This is a genomic window from Mesorhizobium sp. P3_A9 (assembly GCF_056402975.1).
This window is the reverse complement of record NZ_JBFUGJ010000087.1, coordinates 1-19649: the sequence shown is the minus strand read 5'-3', so window position 1 is coordinate 19649 and position 19649 is coordinate 1. Positions and strand designations below refer to the sequence as shown.

The 19649-nt window shown below is 63.5% G+C and carries 19 protein-coding genes and 1 pseudogene; 11 read left to right on the top strand and 9 right to left on the bottom strand.

Translation table 11 applies throughout. The features are described 5' to 3' along the window. The 9 genes from AC1DX0_RS14670 to AC1DX0_RS14630 form a co-directional block, all read left to right on the top strand. Positions 1-793, top strand: a 793-nt coding sequence (locus AC1DX0_RS14670; RefSeq protein WP_477355816.1) for an NAD-dependent epimerase/dehydratase family protein, incomplete at its 5' end; no start/stop codon positions are given. A gap of 102 nt (positions 794-895) precedes the next feature. Next, positions 896-1672: a FadR/GntR family transcriptional regulator gene (locus tag AC1DX0_RS14665; protein ID WP_477221834.1), complete on the top strand. Its 777-nt coding sequence runs from the start codon at positions 896-898 to the stop codon at positions 1670-1672. Between the two features lie 189 nt (positions 1673-1861). Beyond that, positions 1862-3091 carry an MFS transporter gene (locus AC1DX0_RS14660; protein WP_477355813.1) on the top strand — a complete coding sequence of 410 codons (1230 nt, stop codon included), beginning with the start codon at positions 1862-1864 and terminating at the stop codon, positions 3089-3091. 132 nt (positions 3092-3223) lie between these two features. Then, positions 3224-4252, top strand: a complete 1029-nt coding sequence (gntR, locus tag AC1DX0_RS14655; protein ID WP_477355819.1) for an HTH-type transcriptional regulator GntR — start codon at positions 3224-3226, stop codon at positions 4250-4252. Positions 4253-4560: 308 nt separating this feature from the next. Beyond that, positions 4561-5688, top strand: coding sequence for a sugar ABC transporter substrate-binding protein (locus AC1DX0_RS14650; protein WP_477221836.1), 1128 nt, complete (start codon positions 4561-4563; stop codon positions 5686-5688). Positions 5689-5770: 82 nt separating this feature from the next. Continuing rightward, a complete protein-coding gene (locus tag AC1DX0_RS14645) occupies positions 5771-7318 on the top strand; it encodes a sugar ABC transporter ATP-binding protein (protein ID WP_477221837.1) in 1548 nt (515 codons plus the stop codon). Then, positions 7315-8295 carry an ABC transporter permease gene (locus tag AC1DX0_RS14640; protein ID WP_477221838.1) on the top strand — a complete coding sequence of 327 codons (981 nt, stop codon included), beginning with the start codon at positions 7315-7317 and terminating at the stop codon, positions 8293-8295. Before AC1DX0_RS14645 ends, AC1DX0_RS14640 begins: the two co-directional genes overlap by 4 nt. 14 nt (positions 8296-8309) lie before the next feature. Then, a complete protein-coding gene (locus AC1DX0_RS14635; RefSeq protein WP_155256506.1) occupies positions 8310-9296 on the top strand; it encodes an ABC transporter permease in 987 nt (328 codons plus the stop codon). Between the two features lie 2 nt (positions 9297-9298). After that, positions 9299-9847: a gluconokinase gene (locus AC1DX0_RS14630; RefSeq protein WP_477221839.1), complete on the top strand. Its 549-nt coding sequence runs from the start codon at positions 9299-9301 to the stop codon at positions 9845-9847. Here AC1DX0_RS14630 and AC1DX0_RS14625 read toward each other — a convergent pair. From AC1DX0_RS14625 to AC1DX0_RS14615, 3 genes are all read right to left on the bottom strand, one after another. Further along, on the bottom strand, positions 9842-10864 hold the full coding sequence (locus AC1DX0_RS14625) for a hypothetical protein (RefSeq protein ID WP_477221840.1): 1023 nt from the start codon (positions 10862-10864) through the stop codon (positions 9842-9844). The two genes, AC1DX0_RS14630 and AC1DX0_RS14625, sit on opposite strands and share 6 nt — an antisense overlap. A 292-nt stretch (positions 10865-11156) precedes the next feature. After that, a complete protein-coding gene (locus tag AC1DX0_RS14620) occupies positions 11157-11606 on the bottom strand; it encodes an RrF2 family transcriptional regulator (RefSeq protein ID WP_010910348.1) in 450 nt (149 codons plus the stop codon). A 250-nt stretch (positions 11607-11856) separates the two neighbouring features. Next, entirely contained in the window at positions 11857-12843 is a 987-nt protein-coding gene (locus tag AC1DX0_RS14615; RefSeq protein ID WP_477355810.1) for a sulfate ABC transporter substrate-binding protein, read from the bottom strand. Between the two features lie 232 nt (positions 12844-13075). Here AC1DX0_RS14615 and AC1DX0_RS14610 point away from each other — a divergent pair, with 232 nt between their 5' ends. Then, complete coding sequence (locus tag AC1DX0_RS14610) at positions 13076-13348, top strand: antitoxin (RefSeq protein ID WP_477221841.1); 273 nt, start codon at positions 13076-13078, stop codon at positions 13346-13348. Further along, entirely contained in the window at positions 13348-13746 is a 399-nt protein-coding gene (locus tag AC1DX0_RS14605; protein ID WP_477221842.1) for a PIN domain-containing protein, read from the top strand. Before AC1DX0_RS14610 ends, AC1DX0_RS14605 begins: the two co-directional genes overlap by 1 nt. A gap of 15 nt (positions 13747-13761) precedes the next feature. Here the strand turns inward: AC1DX0_RS14605 and AC1DX0_RS14600 are convergent, their stop codons facing one another. The 6 genes and pseudogenes from AC1DX0_RS14600 to AC1DX0_RS14575 form a co-directional block, all read right to left on the bottom strand. Then, positions 13762-14802, bottom strand: a complete 1041-nt coding sequence (locus tag AC1DX0_RS14600; protein WP_477355807.1) for a sulfate/molybdate ABC transporter ATP-binding protein — start codon at positions 14800-14802, stop codon at positions 13762-13764. Between the two features lie 13 nt (positions 14803-14815). Continuing rightward, entirely contained in the window at positions 14816-15700 is an 885-nt protein-coding gene (gene cysW, locus AC1DX0_RS14595; RefSeq protein WP_477221844.1) for a sulfate ABC transporter permease subunit CysW, read from the bottom strand. After that, complete coding sequence (cysT, locus tag AC1DX0_RS14590; RefSeq protein ID WP_475450021.1) at positions 15693-16544, bottom strand: sulfate ABC transporter permease subunit CysT; 852 nt, start codon at positions 16542-16544, stop codon at positions 15693-15695. Before cysT ends, cysW begins: the two co-directional genes overlap by 8 nt. A gap of 80 nt (positions 16545-16624) precedes the next feature. Next, positions 16625-17653 (bottom strand): sulfate ABC transporter substrate-binding protein, encoded by a 1029-nt coding sequence (locus AC1DX0_RS14585; RefSeq protein WP_477221845.1) that lies wholly within the window; start codon positions 17651-17653, stop codon positions 16625-16627. Positions 17654-17873: 220 nt separating this feature from the next. Continuing rightward, complete coding sequence (locus tag AC1DX0_RS14580) at positions 17874-18632, bottom strand: M15 family metallopeptidase (RefSeq protein ID WP_477221846.1); 759 nt, start codon at positions 18630-18632, stop codon at positions 17874-17876. A gap of 211 nt (positions 18633-18843) precedes the next feature. Then, positions 18844-19649 (bottom strand): annotated as a pseudogene (locus AC1DX0_RS14575) (penicillin-binding protein 1C); the annotation flags it as partial.

Below are 19649 nucleotides of genomic sequence, written 5' to 3'. Positions count from 1 at the left end.
GCCGCTCGACAATCCCAAGGTGCGCACGCTGATCACCGACATCACCGACAGCGGGCAGGTGTTCAACGCGCTGTCGAGCTATATGGGCCTGCATGAATTCGACCCATCGCTGCGGCCGCAGCCGGTSGACGCSGTGGTGCATTTYGCSGCCATCCCGCGSATCATGATCACSMCCGACAATGAGGTGTTCCGCATCAAYGCGATGGGCACCTACAATGTCATCGAGGCAGCGGTGAAGCTCGGCATCCGCAAGGTGATCATCGCCTCCAGCGAGACGACCTATGGCCTGGTGTTCGCCAACGAGCCGCGCGACCCCAAATATTTCCCGCTCGATGAAGAGTATGACGTCGACCCGATGGACAGCTATGCGCTGTCCAAGATCGTCAACGAGAAGACCGCGCGTGCCTTCGCGCAACGCAAYGGCACCGAYATCTAYGCCTTGCGCATCGGCAAYGTCATCGAGCCGCAYGAATATTCGCTGTTYCCGAARTGGTTCGCCGATSCSGGTTTCCGCAAGCGTATCGCCTGGAGTTATGTCGATGCGCGCGATCTCGGCCAGATCACGCTGCGCGCCGTCGAGAAGGACGGGCTCGGCTATCAAGTGTTCAACGCCGCCAATGACGACACCTCGTCCGATCTGCCGACGGCTGAACTCCTGAAGCGGTTCTATCCCAACGTGCCGGTCAAGGCCGAACTCGGCGAATACGAGACGCTGCTGTCGAACCGCAAGGCACGCGACATGCTGGGTTTCCGCCCGGAGCACAGCTGGCGCAAATACGTCAAAACCGCCTGAGCGGGCGGACAAATGCGGCTGGGCTGTGCATAGCGGCGGGCTTTGCGGCCCAACCGTTCGGTGGTGCTTGACAGCTTCCGTAAACCGGCCTTTCTGAAGCGTATGCGGGACGCGAAGCCGAACAAGGAAAAATCGCCGAAAAAGGCGGCTGCCGCCGAGCGCCCGTCCGGTGTTCGCCGAGCCGATGTGGCGCGCATTCCGGGCGCCAGCGTGCACACGTCGCTGGCCAGCGAGATTGGCTTGCGGATCGTGCGCGGCGACTATCCGCCCGGCACCATCCTGCCCAATGAAGCAAAGTGGTCGGAGACCTTCAGCGTCAGCCGCTCGGCGGTGCGCGAAGCGATCAAGATGCTGATGGCCAAGAGCCTTTTGGCCTCACGCCCGAAGATCGGCAGCTGGGTCGAGCCGAAGGAGCGCTGGAACCTGCTCGATCGCGACGTGCTCGCCTGGTACGCGACGTCGCCCGACCGCGAGGTGTTCCTGAAGACGGTGCAGGAATTTCGTCACATCATCGAGCCGGAGGCGACCGCCTTCGCCGCCATGCGGCGAACCGACGAGCAGATGGCCGAGATCAGCCAGGCCTGCCGCGAGATGGGGGCAGCGACCAGCCTGCAGGAGCGCACCCGCGCCGACACGCGCTTCCACCTCGCCATCCTGCGCGCATCGGGCAACGACCTTCTGGTGCCGCTTGGCGTGCTGATCGAATCCGCCTTCGATCACCTGTTCGCCTATACGACGCGGGCCGTCGACGATCTCAATCATGCGCAGAAGCTGCATGAGGCGATCGAGAAGAACATCCGCCTGCAGCGGCCGGACGCCGCGCGCGCCGCGGTGCGGAAGTTGCTGGCCAATACCGACCACGTGATCAAGTCGCGTTAGACAACCAATCAGCCAGCAGCACGCCATGATTGCTCCGGCTATTTGCGGGGGATTCCGGCGGAAGGTCTTTCCACATAGTTAGGGTCTGGAGCCACGGATTTGCCCGCCGTGGCGCTGCTGCTTCCTGAGAATGTGCCGATAGTGGCGCAAACGGCGGCCGGTTTTCGAGACCGCCGACAGGAAACGCCTTTGACCCGAACCGATTTGAGCCAGGCCAGCCCCGGCATCGACAGCTCTTATGCCTGGATGCGGCTGGCCATCTCGATGGTGCTGGCCACGATCGGGGCGGTCGGCATGTGGGCCGTCGTCGTGGTGCTGCCCGCCGTGCAAGCCGAGTTCGGTGTCGACCGCGCGGCGGCATCCATGCCCTACACCGCGACCATGGTGGGCTTTGCCGCCGGCAACGTGCTGGTCGGCCGCGCCATCGATCGCATGGGCTATTGGATCCCGGCGCTGATCTCTTCCGTGGCGCTTTCGGCCGGCCTGCTGCTTGCCGCGCTGTCGACCTCGATCCTGCAATTCACCCTTGCGCAAGGGATGCTGATCGGTGTCGGCACGTCGGTGATCTTCGGGCCGCTGATCGCCGATATCTCGCACTGGTTCAACCGCCGGCGCGGCGTCGCGGTCACTGCGGCTGCTGCCGGCAACTATCTCGCCGGCGCGCTCTGGCCGACCATCATGCCGACTCTGATCAAGGCGGAAGGCTGGCGCTTCACCTATGCGGCGATCGGTATCTTCTGCCTGGTCACTATGGTGCCGCTGGTACTGCTGCTGCGCCGCGGTGCCCCGGATGCGGCAGCCGCCGGCTCGCCGGGAAGCCGGCCAGTGCAGCCGATYYCGMTGTCGCCTGCGGCATTGCAGGTGCTTCTGGTCGTYGCCGGCCTCGGCTGYTGYGTGGCGATGTCGATGCCGCAGGTKCACATCRTCGCCTATTGCATGGATCTCGGCTACGGCATCGCGCATGGCGCCGACATGCTGTCGATCATGATGGCGGCTGGCGTCGTCAGCCGGCTTGCCTCCGGCTTTATCGCCGATCGCATCGGCGGCGCGAAAACACTGATCATCGGTTCGGTGCTGCAATGCCTGTCGCTGTTGTTTTACATCCCATTCGACGGTCTCGCCTCGCTCTATGTCGTGTCGCTGGTGTTCGGCCTGTCGCAAGGCGGCATCGTGCCTTGCTATGCGATCATCGTGCGCGAATATCTGCCTGCCAAGGAGGCCGGCCAGCGTATCGGCATCGTCATGATGGCGACSATWTTCGGCATGGCGATCGGYGGCTGGATGTCGGGCTGGATCTACGACCTGACCGGYTCCTAYGCKGCCGCKTTCCTCAACGGCATCGCCTGGAATCTGCTGAACATACTGGCCGTCGGGCTGTTCATGTGGAAGGCAAGGGACAGGGCAGTCATGGCAGCCTGAGGCACCTCGGCTTGACAACGGGCAGGCACTGCGCGACCCCAGAGGCCCAGGGGTGCGGCAACAGGCCGGTGAGATGGCGACAGCTGAGATGATCGTATTGCAGGTGCGCATCGGCGGCAGCGGGCAGTGGCCTTGATCAAGCCGCGCTCGCGCCGGGGTGGCGGTCGCCCGACCATATCGGATGTCGCGCGCAAGGCCGGCGTTGGGGCCATCACCGTGTCGCGCGCGCTGCGCGAGCCGGAGCGCGTCAGCCAGGATTTGCGCCGCCAGATCCAGGCCGCCGTCGACGAACTCGGCTATGTGCCGGACCCCAATGCGCGGGCGCTGGCCTCGGCGCGCGCCGAGGTGTTCGGCGTGCTGGTGCCGTCGCTCACCAACAACGTCTTCGCCGAGGTGGTACGCGGCATCTACGACAGCCTGTCGGACAGCCCGTTCCGCATCCAGCTCGGCAACACSCATTATTCCGGCCTCGAGGAAGARCGGCTCYTACAGGTGTTCGGYTCGCAGCGSCCGGCAGCRCTSATCGTSGCTGGCATYGACCAGACGCCAACCTCGCGRAAACTGYTGGAAAATGCCGGTTGCCCTGTGGTGCAGGTGATGGAGACCGGGCCCGAYCCYGTCGACATGCTGGTCGGCTTCTCGCATCWCGAMGGYGGSMGGRCGGCGACMGAGCACCTGATCGAGRMGGGTTATCGCCGCATCGGCTTCATCGGCGCGCGCATGGACCCACGCTCGCAGCGGCGCCTTGCCGGCTATCGCGCGGCGATGGAAAAAGCCGGCCTGTTCGATCCGCGCCTGGTCACCACCACGCCGGTACTGTCCAGCGTGCCGCTCGGCCGCGAACTGTTCCGCGACGCACTGGCCAAGATGCCGACGCTCGATGGCGTGTTCTGCAACAATGACGACATCGCGCTCGGCGTGCTGTTCGAGTGCCATCGGGCCGCGATCGACGTGCCGAAGACGATCGGCATTGTCGGCTTCAACGATCTCGACATGATGCAGGTGGCTTTTCCCTCCATCACCAGCATCCGCACCTATCGCTACGAAATTGGCAGGCGCGCCGTCGCCATGGCACTGGCGGCAATCGCTGGCGACCGGCCGCAGGAGCGGATCGTCGACCTTGGCTTCGAGCTCAAGCGCCGCGAGAGCACGGCGCGCTGAACGCGCTTTCGGGATCGCCCGCAAATGGCGCTTTACACAACGTCATGGTAGCGCTACCATTTTCGTTGGACCGGCATCGTCGCTTAGACGCCGAGCCTGTTTATTATACATAAGCAACAGCTCAAGCTTGTTTATTATGGATAATATGATAGATTTCACCTGGCTGAAGGGGGCGGTAAGGGGAGGGATCGCGGAGGTCTTCAGCACCTGGCAGGCGTGACTGGGCAAGGCGGAGGGGCCAGCCGGAAACGCGAAAATTTCATAAAAACTGAACAGACAAATCAGAACTGCAATCGGGAGGATTATCGATGATCAAGTCACTTGTTGGTGGCATCGTTGCCGCCACTGCATTCGTCATGTTGAGCTCGTCGGCGATTGCCGCAGGCCCTGAAGTCGTCAAGGGCCCGGCTGCCGAGCCGGATTGCTTCGCACCTTGGGCCGCGGACACGCTGTTCTTCAAGTTCCCCAAGAAGGCCGGCCCATACCGCATTGCGCTCGCCAACGGCTATATCGCCAACACCTGGCGTATCCAGATGGTGCAGACCGCGAAGGCCTATGCGGCGCAGAAGGACGTTGCGGCGAAATTGAAGGAATTCAAGGTCGTCTCGACCGGCGAAGACGTGCCGGCGCAGATTTCGGCGATCAACAACTTCATCGATTCCGGCTATGACGCGATCGTCGTCAACGCGCAGAACCCGACCGCCTTCGGGCCGGTGATCAAGCGCGCCAAGGAAGCCGGTGTCGTGCTGGTTGCCTTCGACAATATTCTCGACACCAAGGACGCCATCAACGTCAACGTCGACCAGAAGGGTCTTGGCGAACTGTGGGGCAAATGGCTGGTCTCGCATGTGCCGAACGGCGGCAAGGTGCTCGAGGTGCGCGGCGTTGCCGGCACATCGGTCGACACCGACCGCCATAATGGCATCCATGAGGCTCTCGACGCCTCCGGCAAGAAATGGGCCGTCACCGAGGTCGTCGGCAAGTGGGATGACGGCGTTGCGCAAAAGGCTTCTGCCGATGCAATCGCCACCAACGGCCCCTTCGACGCCGTCACGGGACAGGGCGGCGACACCGGCATCGTGCAGGCGATGATCGATGCCAAGCATCCGTTCGTGCCGTTCGGCGGCGAGACCGAGAACGGCTTCCGCAAATTCTGCGCCGCCCATGCAGCCGACGGGTTGAAATGCTCGTCAGCCGGTACCGGCCCGGCGCAGGTGGCGGTTGCCATCAAGACTGCGATCGCAGCGCTTGAAGGCAATGTCGTCCCGCAGTCGGTCAAGCTGCCGCTGGCGATCGTCGAGGATCCCAACTTCAAGGCCGGTCAGGACTTCTTCCCCGACCAGTCCGACAATTTCTTCGTCGGCAATTCCTTCCCGACCTGCGGCATCAATTTCACAGCGCAGGAAATCATGGGTCAGACCAAGGCTGACCAGTAGGCTGTACACTCGGCGCCGTGGGATCCCCCCACGGCGCCGGCCACTCGATATCTCTGGTCGTCAAAGTGCCTCGGGAGGGCCGATGGACGCTGCGGTTCCGCTCTTCCAGATGGAAGGCATATCCAAGCGCTATGGCGGCGTGCGGGCGCTGGAAAAGGCGGAGCTTGTCGTCACGCCCGGCAGCATCCACGCTATCCTTGGCGAAAACGGCGCCGGCAAATCGACGCTGATCAAGGTGATGGCGGGCGTCGTCGCGGCCGACGAAGGCCGCATGATGCTGGATGGTCGCGAGGTGAGCTTCGCTTCGCCGGCTGCCGCCAACAAGGCCGGCATCGTCTGCATCTTCCAGGAACTGTCGCTGGTTCCCGAACTCAGCGTCGCCGACAACATCGTCATATCAGACCCGCCCAAACGCTTCGGCATGATCGACCGCAAGGCGCAGCGCCGCATCGCGGAGGAAGCTCTTGCCCGCGCGGGCGCGGCCGACATCCATCCACTGGCGCTGGTGAAGGATCTTCCCCTCTCAAGAAGGCAGATGGTCGAGATCGCCAAGGCGCTGGCCAGGAAGCCGCGCATCCTGATCCTGGACGAGGCGACGTCCGCGCTCGCCGCGGCGGATGTCTCGAACATTTTTGGCGTGCTGAAGCGGCTGCGCTCAGAAGGGCTGGCGCTGCTCTACATCTCGCATCGCATGAATGAGATCGCGGAACTCGCCGATCAGTGCACAGTGTTCCGCAACGGCCGTAACGTTGCCAGCTACAAGGCCGGCTCCAAGAGCGACAATGAGGTGGTCGAACTGATGATCGGCCGCGAATACAGCCATATTTTTCCGCCCAAGCCGGCGGCGGTGCCAGCCACAGCCGCACCCAGGCTTGAAGCCCGCAAGCTGTCCTGGACTGACCGGCTCGACAATATCTCGCTGACGGTCAGGGCCGGCGAGGTCGTCGGCCTTGGCGGCCTCGACGGCCAGGGCCAGCGCGAATTGCTGCTGGCTTTCTTCGGCGTGCTGCGTGGCCTGTCGGGTCAGGTCCTTATCGACGGCAAGCCGGTCAAGATCGCCAGCCCCGCTGCTGCCCGCGAGGACGGTATCGGCATGGCGCTCATTCCAGAGGACCGCAAGACCGAAGGCCTGATGTTGCCGATGACGGTGCGCGAAAACCTGTCCTTCGCCGCGCTGGACCGGCTGTCGCGGGGTGGCGTCATCGACCGCGCCGCCGAACAGCGGCTGATCGACGACATGGTCGGCCTTCTGGCGATCAAGACGGCGGGGCTCGACATTCCGGTCGGCGCGCTGTCTGGCGGCAACCAGCAAAAGGTGGTCATCGCCAAATGGCTGATGCGCCAGCCGCGCATCATCCTGCTCAACGATCCGACGCGCGGCATCGATGTCGGCACCAAGCAGGAGCTCTACCAGCTGATGCGCAAGCTCGCTGACGCGGGGGCGGCGATCCTGTTCTATTCGACCGACTATGACGAGCTGATCGGCTGCTGCGACCGCGTGCTGGTGCTCTATGACGGCGCCGTCAAGCGCGAGTTGGTCGGCGCCGAGATCACCGAGCGGGCGCTGATTTCAAGCGCCCTCAACATCCATGGCGAGGAGAGCCCGGTGGGCCTGGGAGCAAGTGCGTGAAAGATTGGCGCTATTGGCTGGCCGAGCAACGCGGAACGCTGCTGGCGCTCGGCATCTTCATCGTCATGTTCGTCATCTACACATCGAACCATCCGGCCGGCTTCACCGCCAATGTGGTGCAGACGGCGGCGAACAAGGGCGTGCTGCTCGCCTTTGTCGCCATGGCGCAGACGCTGGTGGTGATCACCGCCGGCATTGACCTGTCCGTCGGCATGATTTTTCTCCTCACCAACTGCCTGGCCTCCTGGCTGGTGGTGGGCACGCCGATGCAGACGACGCTCGGTGTCATCGCCGTGCTGGCGGTCGGTCTTTTGTGCGGCGCCATCAACGGCGCCATCGTCATCTACGGACGGCTGCAGCCGATCGTCGCCACCATCGCCACCGGAGCCGTTTTCTACGGCATCGGTCTTCTGCTGCGGCCGTTCCCGGGCGGTTCGGTCAATGAGGATCTGGCCGATGCGTTGACCGGCCGTGTGTTCAGCGTGGTGCCGGCGAGCCTCGTCGTGCTGCTCGCCATCGTGCTGGTGATCTGGGTGCCGTTCAGCCGCTCGGTGCTTGGGCGGGCCGCTTACGCGGCGGGATCGTCGGAGACGGCGGCCTATATGTCCGGCGTACCGATAAGGCGGGGCAAATTCGCCGCCTACACTCTGGCCGGGCTGCTGGCGGCGATCGGCGGGCTGTTCCTGACCTTCTTCACCTATACGGGCGACGCGGCCTATGCCAGCGGCAACGCCTACACGCTGTTTTCCATCGCCGCCGTGGTGCTGGGCGGCGTCTCGCTGTTCGGCGGCAAGGGCAGCGCCATCGGCGCGATCTTCGGCGCACTCGCCTTCCGCACCATCGGCGATTTGTTGTTCGTGTTCGATTTCGATCCGCTCTGGCAGCCGCTGTTCCAGGGCGTTATCCTGCTGATCGCGGTCAGCCTCGGCGCCTTCGCCCTGTTTCGGGTCCGCAACCGGCTGGAGTGGTTCCTGTGAGCGAAACGACGCCGATGGTTGGGAAGAGCGACGGCGGCATTGCCGGCCGCATGCCGAAATTCATCCGCCGCGCCGATCCGGCGGTGCTGACGGCATTCGCCTGTATCGTGCTGTTGCTGTTCCTCGGCAGCCTCTATTCCCGAAGCTTCCTGTCGCCTGAATATCTGCTGCAGCAGCTCAAGGTGGCCTCGTTCCTCGGCGTCATTGCCACCGGCATGATGCTGGTCGTCCTGCTCGGTCAGATCGACCTGTCGGTGCCGTGGTCGGTGGCCGCAGGCGCGATGATGGCCTGCGCGGCCGCCGCCTACGGTCCGGTCGGCGTGGCGCTGGCCATCCCTTTCGGCATCTTCTGCGGGGTGCTGATCGGCGTCGTCAACGGCATCGGCGTCGCCTATCTGCGCATTCCCTCGATGATCATCACGCTCGCCACCAACGCCGTCGCGCAAGGGCTGATGGTGGTCTACACCGGCGGCTTCTCGCCCCAGGATTCGGCGACCCGCGCCATGCGCTATCTCGCCACGGGTTTTACCATTCCGGGCGTGCCCAACGCGGTCATCATCTGGGCTGTCATCGGTGCGGCGATGGTGTTCGTGCTGACCCGCACCGGCTTTGGCCGCACCGTCTATGGCATCGGCAACCGCGAGCGCGCCGCCTATCTCTCGGGTATCGACACAAGGCGTGTGGTGATGATCGCCTTCGCCGTCTCCGGCGGGCTGTCCGCCTTTGGCGGCGTGCTGCTGGCCGGCTATGCCTCGAAGGCGGCGCAGTCGATGGGCGATGCCTATCTCTTGCCGTCGATCGCCGCCGTGGTGCTTGGCGGCACTTCGATCCTCGGCGGGCGCGGGTCCTATCTCGGCACCGTCGCCGGCGTCATCCTGATCACGCTGTTGCAATCCATCCTGTCGGTCATGCAGATGCCGGAGGCGGGGCGGCAGATTATCTATGGCGTCGTCATCGTCGCCATGCTGCTGCTCTACGGCCGCGCGCCGGCAAGCCGCTGACCGTGGACGAAAAGGCAGTGCAGGCGCTGGTGGGCGTTCCTGGTTCGGCATCTCCGGCCATCGTGGTGATGGGGGTCGCCGGCTGCGGCAAGTCGGCTGTCGGTATCGCGCTGGCGGCCACGCTGAACGCCGTCTTCATCGAGGGCGACCGGCTCCATCCGCCGGAAAACGTGGCGCGCATGGCCAGCGGCGAGCCGCTCACCGACCGGTTGCGCGAAGGCTGGCTCGACGCGATCGGCGAGCGGATCGCTGCGTCGCTCGGCAAAGGGCAGAGCGTGGTCGCGGCCTGCTCGGCGCTGAAGCGCAGCTACCGCGACCGACTGCGCGGTTTTTGYGCTGACATCGTCTTCCTCTATCTGGAGATCGATCCCACCACCGCGCGGCGGCGCGTTGCCAGCCGCAAGGGCCATTTCATGCCGGCAAGCCTGGTCGACAGCCAGTTCGCCATCCTGGAGCCGCCTGGGAGGGATGAGCGGGCCCTGACAATCGACGCGACTCGTCCCGTTGCCGATGTCGTTGCCGACGCGATGCGGCTGCTGGCCAGGTCATGAGCCGATATCGTCGCCGGTCAGGGCGTCATCCGAGGCTTCCGTCATTCGCCGGCCGCCGGACCAGATCAGCATCTGTTCGGGGAACAGTTTCAGCGCTTCGAGCAGCCGGTCGCGCTTGAGCAGGATATAGCGTGCCTGCAGCACCATGTCCTTGGCACCGTCTCGTCCCATCTCCGCTTCAGCCGGCAACAGCTCCGGGCTGATGACGGCCCTGTATTCGCGGAAGGGAAGGGTCTCAAAGGTCGACATGGCAAACAGCGCCGCCTTGCCCCTCGCGGCAAAATTCGCCGGGGCCGAGGCAAGATGTGTCCAGCCGTTCTCGCCCAAAGCGACTTCGGTGAAGGTCGAGCCGGCGTGGATGTTGTTGGTCATCAGCACCACGCCATTGCCTCTGAGGATTTTCTGGATGCGGATGGTGACCTGATAGGCGTCGTCGCGTTCGAAGACGATGCGGCTTTTGAGGTAGCGATTCTCGACCTTGACCAGCGGCTGGTTCAGGAAACGCAGACCGAACGCGGATTCGGAAATACCGTGGGTGTTGACGCTCACCTGATGCGCTTCGATGCCCGCCTCATGCAGGGCACGCTTGCCGAAGATGGTCTGCGAGGTGAACTGATCGCACCAGATGATGGCGCCGCGGCCACGTTGCAGGGCAGCCTGCAGCCCCTCGACCCCTTCCAGCCGGATCGTTGGTGACCAGCGTTTGGCGACCAGATGCGCGGCAAGCTGCAGCCGGCGGCGGTGGCGCGACGCGAGCAATGCCTCGAACAGCTTGCGCGCGTCGATGCCGTTGCCAAGCACAGCGCGCGTCGCGGCGGCATAGGCCGGAAATTGCTTGCGCATATGGCGTTTCAGGCGAAGCCTGGACATCCGATCGCAGATCGACGCCCACCAGCGCACCGGCACTGAGGCCGCGACCACGACGTAGAACACGGCCATCAGGCTTTCGCGCAGGTCCTGGTTCGAGAGCCGGCGCACCCTGCCAGGGTGCACGACCTTGCGGCTGAAGAAGCGCACGTCCTCAGCCCTTTCCGGGACCGGGACGTCGGCGATGATCTCAGTCTGGAACCTGGCCGTGGCGGTCGGCCTACGAGCAGTTTTTCGGGATCTCGCGAACTTCGACAGCCTCATCCAGCGGGCGTCCATCCGTTCCTGTTGCTGCAATGCGCCTGCGCGCATTGCGCAATCTTACAGTGATGAACGCCGATCGCCAGCCGTCGATCTAAAGCACGTCATGCTACGCGCTTTAGATCTTTGTTGTTATGCATGTCGTTCTCCCAAAACCGAGGTCACTTTTGGGCGACATGCATTAGATTTGCGACGACAGCTCGACCGGGAAATCGTCGTTGTCGGCATCCCGCATGGCGGCGAGGCTGCGGTTGTCCAGCACCTCGGCGATCGCCTGGCGCACTTCCAGCATCATGTGCCGGACCTGGCAGGTGGCTTCGTCGCAATCCTCGCAGCGCTGGTATTGCGTGCGGCTGGCGCAGGGTATCGGCGCCAGCGGCCCGTCCAGCACGCGCACGACATGGCCGATCTTGATCTCGGAGGCCGGGCGGGCGAGGCGATAGCCGCCTTCCTTGCCCTTGCGGCTCTGCACAAAGCCGGCATTGCGCAATTCGCCGAGGATGGCGTCGAGGAATTTCTTCGGGATGTTGTTGGCGACCGCGATGTCGTTGACGAAAGCCAATTGGCCAACCGGAAGACTGGAAAGATGCACGAGGGCCTTGAGGCCGTATTTGCCTTTTTTTGTCAGCATGCCCGAGTCAACCCGTTGAAGCCCCAACCACCTCGCATCTGGCGGCTGTTTGTGTGCAAATAATGACGATTTCGCCGCGCGAAGGCATTTCGCGAAAACAAGACGCCAAATGGCACGTTAGGCACAAACGCGTTGATTCTTTGTAACGTTTTGCCGGGATGGTGCCGCATTCGCCATGACTGACGGCAAAAACGAAGAAAGCCGGCTTGTTGCCGGCTTTCCATCATCTATTCTTTGTATGCTGTAGCCGTCAGCGGCTGCCATAGGCCTGGTCGAGCAGGCCGCCGGCGGCAAAATGCTCTTTCTGGATCTTGTCCCAACCGCCGAAGACGTCTTCCACCGTCAGCAGGCGCACCTCCGGGAAGTCGGCCTTGTATTTGGCGGCGACGGCCGCGTCACGTACCCGGTTGCCGTTCTGGGCGAGGATGTCCTGGCCCTCGGGCGTGTAGAGGAAATCGAGGTAGGTCTTGGCCAGATCGCGGGTGCCGTGCTCGTCGGCGACCTTGTCGACGATGGCCACCGGGAATTCCGCCAGCAGGCTGACCGAGGGCGTGACCTGCTCGAACTTGTCGTCGCCATACTCCTTGCGGATGCCGCGCGTCTCGGACTCGAAGGTGATCAGCACGTCGCCGATCTCGCGCTGCACGAAGGTGGTGGTCGCGGCGCGGCCGCCAGTGTCGAAGATCGGCACGTTGTTGAACAGCTTGGTGATGAACTCCTTCACCTTGGCATCATCGCCTTTGAAGGCTTCCTTGGCGTAGGCGGTGGCCGCCAGATAGGTGTAGCGCGCATTGCCCGACGTCTTCGGGTTGGGGAAGATCACCTGCACATCGTCGCGCACCAGATCGTTCCAGTCCTTGATGTGCTTGRGATTGCCCGCRCGSACMAGGAACGAMGGCAGCGAATAGAAGGGCGAAGCGTTGTTGGCAAAGTCTTTCTGCCAGTCGGCGGAGACGAGGCCCTTCTTGACGAGGAAATCGATGTCGGTGACCTGGTTGAAGGTGACGACATCGGCGCCCAGGCCCTCGGCGATGGCGCGCGCCTGCGCCGAGGTACCGGCATGCGACTGGTCAATGGTGACGCCCGGATGTCCGGCGACGAAGGCCTTGTTGACCTGAACGAACAGTTCGCGACCGACGTCATAGGAGGCGTTGAGCAGCTTGTCGGCGGACCAGGCTTGGGAGGATGCGAGGAACAGGCCGGCGACAGTGGCAACGCCAAGGAAAAATCGCTTCATAAAAACGGGCTCCGGATGCAATGCGTTAATGGCTGACAATAGCCGTGAGGCATGGGGCAGGGCGAGGCATGCACGACGGTTCCGCAGCCTCGCCGCGAGAAAAGATGTGAACAATACTGCCGGTCCTTAGAATTCTGTTCCAGATGACTTTCGCTTCAGCCTGGGTTTTTCTGTTCCTTGCCTTGTGGCACCTTTTGGCATATACATATGGCATATACAAAGGGAGATCGTTATGCCCCAGCATCGTCGTTCAACAACGCCACCCAAGGAGGCCAAGCTCTTCCGCAACAACCGCAGCCAGGCGGTGCGCATTCCTGTCGAGTTCGAGCTTTCGGGTGACAAGGTCCTGATCAGCCGTGAAGGCGACCGCTTGATCATCGAGCCGGTCCGCAAGCCCGGCCTGACGGCGTTGCTCGCCCAATGGGCGAAGGAGCCACCGCTCGGTCCTGAGGACGACTTCCCCGAGATCAAAGATGCGCCGGTCCAGTCCGAGGACATTTTTTGATGCGGTTCATGCTGGATACGAACATCATCAGCGACATCATCCGAAACCCGGCGGGCAAGGCCGCCATTGCAATGGTGCGTGAGGGAGACGCCGCTGTGTGCACCAGCATCGTCGTTGCCTCGGAGCTAAGATATGGCTGCGCCAGGAAAGGGTCGACCAAGCTGCTCAAGAAGGTCGAGGACCTTTTGGCTGAGATCCCTGTCTTGCCGCTCGATGTGCCAGTGGATGCCGAGTACGGCGCACTTCGCGCCGAGCTGGAGTCCGTTGGTCAACCCATTGGCCACAATGACCTTTTTATTGCCGCTCACGCCTGTGTGCTGGGCACCATTTTGGTGACCGCCAACATCGGGGAGTTCACCCGGATACGGAAGCTGAAGGTCGAGAACTGGCTGGAATAGCGCCTGACCCGAGGATCAAGCCGCCGGGAACAGCTTCCAACGCCCCGGTCGGAAGGCTACCCGGCTCTTCTGCGCCGCCGGATGGTCGACTGGCAGTTCGATCTCGACCCGCTGGCGCTCGCCGCCGATCTCGAGTTCGACGCGCCGCGTGCCGGCAACGCGGCGGCTGGCGGCGACCGTGCCGGCGATGCAGCCGCTGCAGCCATCGAGCAGTTCGACATCGTGCGGGCGGAAATACAGCGTCGCGTCGCCCTCGGGCGCATGCGGCGCGGACAGCCCGATGGGGCGATCGGCGAGCCAGATCTCGCCATGCTCGACCTTGACGGGAAGCGAGCTCGATTCGCCGATGAAGCCATAGACGAAGGGCGAGTTCGGCGTGTCGTAGATGTCGTCGGCGGTGCCGACCTGCTCGATGCGACCCTGGCTCATCACCACGACGCGGTCGGCAAGYTCCAGYGCYTCTTCCTGGTCGTGGGTGACGAAGACGGTGGTGTGGCCGGTGSGGTCRTGGATCTCGCGTAGCCAGCGGCGCAGTTCGCGGCGCACCTGSGCATCGAGCGCGCCGAACGGTTCGTCSAGCAACAACACCYKRGGTTCGATCGCCATGGCGCGKGCCARYGCCACGCGCTGGCGCTGGCCGCCSGARAGCTGCGCCGGATAGCGCTTTTCMAGSCCSGAAAGCTGGACSAGGTCGAGMAGCTCGGAGGCGCGRCGTCGGATTTCCTGMGCCGGCGGCCGCGASGRCCCRTGCCGGACTTTCAGGCCGAARCCGATRTTGTCGGCSACSGTCATGTGCCKGAACAGCGCATARTGCTGGAAGACGAAGCCGACATTGCGCTCCTGGATCGACTTCTGCGAAGCGTCCTCGTCGCCGAAGAAGATTTTTCCACGGGTCGGCCGCTCCAGCCCGGCGATCAGCCTGAGCAGCGTCGTCTTGCCGGAGCCGGATGGCCCCAGCAACGCGATCAACTCGCCCGACTTGATATCGAGCGACACATCGTGGAGCGCCGGAAACCGCTCGAACTCCTTGCGCACGTTGGCAACGCGAACTTCCATACAAATCCCTCTGCTAATGTCCGCGCGTCGCGGCAAGCTCGGCGCCGTAGCGCATCTCGAGCAGTGTTTTCAAGACCAACGTGACGAGTGCCAGCCCGGCAAGCAGTGAGGCGACGGCGAAAGCGCCGACCGCGTTGTACTCGTTATAGAGGATTTCGACGTGCAGCGGCATGGTGTTGGTCAGGCCGCGTATATGGCCCGAAACCACGGACACCGCGCCGAATTCGCCCATGGCGCGGGCGTTGCACAGGAGCACGCCATAGAGCAGTCCCCACTTGATGTTGGGCAGCGTCACGTACCAGAAGGTCTGCCAGCCATTGGCGCCGAGCGAGAGTGCTGCCTCCTCATCGCCATTGCCCTGTTCCTGCATCAGCGGGATCAGTTCGCGGGCGACGAAGGGGAAGGTGACGAAGACGGTGGCCAGCACGATGCCCGGCACGGCGAACAGGATCTGGATGCCATGTCCCTTCAGCCACGCTCCGAGCAGCCCTTGAGCGCCGAACAAAAGCACATAGACCAGGCCTGAAATGACCGGCGAGACCGAGAAAGGCAGGTCGATCAGCGTGGTCAGAAATGCCTTGCCCTTGAACTCGAACTTGGCGATCGCCCAGGCGGCGGAGATGCCGAAGACGACGTTGAGCGGCACCGAGATCGCCGCGACAAGCAGCGTCAGGTGGATCGCCGAGCGCGCATCCGGTTCGACCAGCGCTTGCGTATAGGCACCGATGCCTTTCGCCAGCGCCTCATGGAAGACAATGATGAGCGGTAAAAGCAGAAAGATGCCGAGGAAGGCAAAGGCAATCGCCATCAGCACGGCCTGCGCCGGACGGCTTTCGGTCACCGCCGCCGAGCGGCTCTCATGGTAGGGTTCGTAGGATTTGATCTCGGGATCAGCCATAGCGCTTGCGGCTCCATGTCTGCACGAGATTGACGACCAGCAGCATGACGAACGACAGAGCCAGCATGATCGCCGCGATCGCGGTCGCTGCCGGGTAGTTGTATTCCTCCAGCCGGATGACGATCAGAAGCGGTGCGATCTCGGATTTGTAGGGCAGATTGCCGGCGATGAAGATGACCGAGCCGTATTCGCCGACGCCGCGCGCAAAGGCCAGCGAAAAGCCGGTGATGATGGCCGGCGCCAGGCCCGGAAACAGCACGCGGGTGATGATCTGGAAGCGGCTGGCGCCAAGCGTGGCGGCCGCTTCCTCCACTTCCTTGTCGATTTCTTCCATGATCGGCTGCACCGTGCGCACGACGAAGGGCAGGCCGATGAAGACGAGTGCGACGACGATGCCAAGCGGCGTGTAGGCGACCTTGATGCCGAGCGGCATCAGCAATTTGCCGATCCAGCCGTTCGGCGCATAGAGCGTGGTGAGCGCAATGCCCGCCACCGCCGTCGGCAGGGCGAAGGGCAGGTCGACCATGGCATCGACGATGCGGCGGCCGGGAAAGCGGTAGCGCACCAGCACCCAGGCGACCAGCGTGCCGAAGACGACATTGACGATCGCCGCGAGGAAGGCGGTGCCGAAGCTGATTTCCAGCGCGTTGAGGGTCCGGCGGTCGCTGGCGATCGCCCAGAATTCAGCCCAGCCGAGAGAGGCCGAGCGCCAGACCAGCCCGGAAAGCGGAATGAGGATGATGAGGGTGAGGTAGGCAAGCGAGAAGCCGAGCGTCAATCCGAAACCCGGAATGACACTCGGCTGCCTGAATCGCCACCCCGCCTGCGCGGGTGCTGTGGTCATGGAGTTCTGGATTGTCCCTTCTTACTCAACCAGACTTGCCGAAGAAGCCCATTCGCGGGCTTCCTCGGGACTGCCGAACCTCACTGGGCCGGCTTGTAGATCTGGTCGAATATACCACCGTCGCCGAAATGATAAGGCTGTGCCTTCTTCCAGCCGCCGAAAAGCGGGTCGTCGATGGAGATCAGCTTGATGTCAGGCGTCTTCGGAATATCCGCCGGCGCGACCAGTTCGGGCTTGGCGGGGCGATAGTGGTTCTTGGCGATAATCGTCTGGCCTTCCTTGGAATAGAGCCAGCCGAGATAGGCTTCGGCCACCTTGCGCGTGCCCTTGGCGTCGACATTGGCGTCGACAATGGCCACAGGCGGCTCGGCCAGGATCGATGTCGGCGGATAGACGATCTCGAAATTGTCGGCGCCGAATTCGTTAAGTGCCAGATAGGCGTCGTTTTCCCAGCCGATCAGCACGTCGCCGATGCCCTTTTGCGCGAAGGTCACGGTCGAGCCGCGCGCGCCGGTGTCGAGAACCGGGGCATTGGCGTAGAGCTTGCCGACGAATTCCTTGGTCTTGGCCTCGTCGCCGCCATCATTGGCGTTGGCGTAGGCCCATGCGGCGAGGTAGTTCCAGCGGGCGCCGCCCGAAGTCTTGGGGTTCGGCGTGATCACCTGGACGCCGTCCTTGACCAGATCGCTCCAGTCGTGAATGCCCTTGGGGTTGCCCTTGCGGACCAGGAAGATGATGGTCGAGGTGTAAGGTGCTGAATTGTTTTCGAATTTCTTGCGCCAGTCGGGGTTGATCTTCTTCGACTTCGAGACGATGGCGTTGATGTCGCCCTCAAGCGCCAGCGTCACCACGTCGGCATCGAGGCCGTCGATCACGGCGCGCGCCTGGGCGCCCGATCCGCCGTGCGACTGCTGGATGGTCACCGTCTCGCCGGTCTCGGCCTTCCAGTGCGCGGCAAAGGCCTCGTCATAAGCTTTGTAGAGCTCACGTGTCGGATCGTAGGACACGTTGAGGATGGTGGTGTCGGCAAACGCGAAACCGAGCGTGCCTGATAGAACCGATGTGACGACCAGTGCGCCGAGCAGTTTCCTGAAATGAGGTTTGGTCATTTCTGCCTCCGTTGAACCCGCGCCAAATCTACCGAATTGATAGAAATTAGATGCATCGAATGTTGCCTTTTTTGCCCCATTGGAGAAAATCTTCGACGAAATTTTTCATCCTGTAGAAATATCTTCCGCTGCGCGCGACCGCAGCGAATCCACGCCGCTAGCTGACCTATGTAGAAATGTGAGGTGTCGGGGCAAGGCCGCAGGGAATCGATGGCGCGAATTACTCGGCGGTAACGGGAAAGTCGAAACGCTCCTTGGCGAACGGTTCGTCTGCCAGCGTGAAGTGCCACCATTCGCGGGCATAGTTCTTGAAGCCGGCGGTACGCATGGCGGCGACAAGCAGCTTGCGGTTTGCCGCCGCTTCACTGCCGAGCGGGTGGTGCGACGTCTCGCTCATTGGGTCGAAACAGTCGAAACCGGTGCCGAAGTCGAGCGTATCGGCATCGATGGCGCCGCAGGCCGGCTTGGAGACGGATGGACCGTCGACCTGCGCAATCGCGACATCGACGGTCGAGCCGCGCGAATGGGTTGACAGTTCACCGACATAGCCCTTGGCGATGAGGTCGCCACGCCGCACCTTCGGGTACCATTGCGGATCGGGCGGCCCGCCCTCTCGTGTCCATTTGCCCATGTCGGCGACGCCTCGGGCAGGGCGGTAGCAGTCGAACACGACCAGTGTCAGGCCTTTCACGGCAATTGCCTGCTGGACGCCAGCCAGGGCTTGCGCCGCCTGCAAGGTGAGAATGCAGACCGGTGCGTCGTAGCCGCTCACCTTGCGGTGGAGGAAATCGTCCGGTCCGGCGTAGCGGATGTCCTGGCGGATCGAGGGGGCGATATCGGCGAGGCGGACGAAGCCGGCGGGGAGGGGATCGGCGGAAACGGGGAGAGGGATTGCCGCGACAAGGATCGTTGCTGCCAGGGCTGAGGCTGCCGACAGTCGAGGTCTGCGCGAGGCACCCCCCTCTGCCCTGCCAGACATCTCCCCGGCAAGGGGGGAGATTGAGCGCTCAGCCGCTTTCGCCAATCTCCACCATTGTAGAAGTGGACTAGACGCCGGAGCTGCCGATCTCCCCCCTTGCGGGGGAGATGGCCGGCAGGCCAGAGGGGGGTGCCTCGGAACAGGCATGGGTAAGTATCCTGCTATCGGCTGACCTTGTAGAATGCCAACGCGCAGAATCGCTTGGCTCGGTCTATTCAACGAAGACTTTCACGCTCGCCGCCCGCCCCGCCGCGTCGATCACGGTCAGTGTCGAGTAGCCAGCACCGTCCGGTTGCCAGGTCGCGGTGCGGCGGCGGTCGATACCAGCCAGTGGCTTGCCATTGGCCAGCCAGCGGAAGGGCGCACGGCCGCCTTGCAGTTTCAGCACCAGCGGCGTGGCGTCGGCGGAGTTTGTGGCAAGGTCGACGCGGGCGCCGTCCGGCGGGAAGATGATGGTCGGGGCGGGTTCGGTCGGCGTTGCCTGCACCAGCCCGTCGGCGCCGGCGCCGAAGCGGGCGAGCGTCACCGGCAGATCCTCGCGCTTGGGGGTGAAGGCGCCGGGCGGCTTGCCCGGCAGCGGCACGGTGGCAAGGCCCGAGCGGACAAAGCCTTCGAACAGGATAGGGGCGGCCGAGACATAGCCGGAGAGGCCCGGGACCGCCCCGGCATCGGGACGGCCGACCCAGACACCCAGGACATAGCGGCCGTCGAAGCCGACCGACCAGGCATCGCGATAGCCGTAGGAAGTGCCGGTCTTGTAGGCGATGCCGCGTTGSAMGGCGCCTTCCGGCGGTTTTACCCCCGACAAGATGTCGRTGATCTGCCAGTTCGCCTGCTCGTTGAGGATGGTGGCGGTGGTGCGTTCGGCRTTGGCCGGCTCGGTGCCATCATGCAGCGTGTGCGTCTTGCCGCCATTGGCGAGCCCCGTATAGAGCTGGACGAGGTCACGCAGCGTGACGCCAACGCCGCCGAGGCCTATCGCCAGGCCCGGGGCTTCGTTGATCGGCAGGATCGGGT

Excerpts from the sequence above, each read along its gene's own strand:
- AC1DX0_RS14645 (WP_477221837.1), top strand. The coding sequence starts at position 5,771 with ATGGACGCTGCGGTTCCGCTCTTCCAGATGGAAGGCATATCCAAGCGC.
- cysT (WP_475450021.1), bottom strand. The coding sequence starts at position 16,544 with ATGACCACAGCACCCGCGCAGGCGGGGTGGCGATTCAGGCAGCCGAGT.
- AC1DX0_RS14620 (WP_010910348.1), bottom strand. The coding sequence starts at position 11,606 with ATGCTGACAAAAAAAGGCAAATACGGCCTCAAGGCCCTCGTGCATCTT.
- AC1DX0_RS14585 (WP_477221845.1), bottom strand. The coding sequence starts at position 17,653 with ATGACCAAACCTCATTTCAGGAAACTGCTCGGCGCACTGGTCGTCACA.
- AC1DX0_RS14635 (WP_155256506.1), top strand. The coding sequence starts at position 8,310 with ATGGTTGGGAAGAGCGACGGCGGCATTGCCGGCCGCATGCCGAAATTC.
- AC1DX0_RS14650 (WP_477221836.1), top strand. The coding sequence starts at position 4,561 with ATGATCAAGTCACTTGTTGGTGGCATCGTTGCCGCCACTGCATTCGTC.
- cysW (WP_477221844.1), bottom strand. The coding sequence starts at position 15,700 with ATGGCTGATCCCGAGATCAAATCCTACGAACCCTACCATGAGAGCCGC.
- AC1DX0_RS14665 (WP_477221834.1), top strand. The coding sequence starts at position 896 with ATGCGGGACGCGAAGCCGAACAAGGAAAAATCGCCGAAAAAGGCGGCT.
- AC1DX0_RS14610 (WP_477221841.1), top strand. The coding sequence starts at position 13,076 with ATGCCCCAGCATCGTCGTTCAACAACGCCACCCAAGGAGGCCAAGCTC.
- AC1DX0_RS14580 (WP_477221846.1), bottom strand. The coding sequence starts at position 18,632 with ATGTCTGGCAGGGCAGAGGGGGGTGCCTCGCGCAGACCTCGACTGTCG.
- AC1DX0_RS14605 (WP_477221842.1), top strand. The coding sequence starts at position 13,348 with ATGCGGTTCATGCTGGATACGAACATCATCAGCGACATCATCCGAAAC.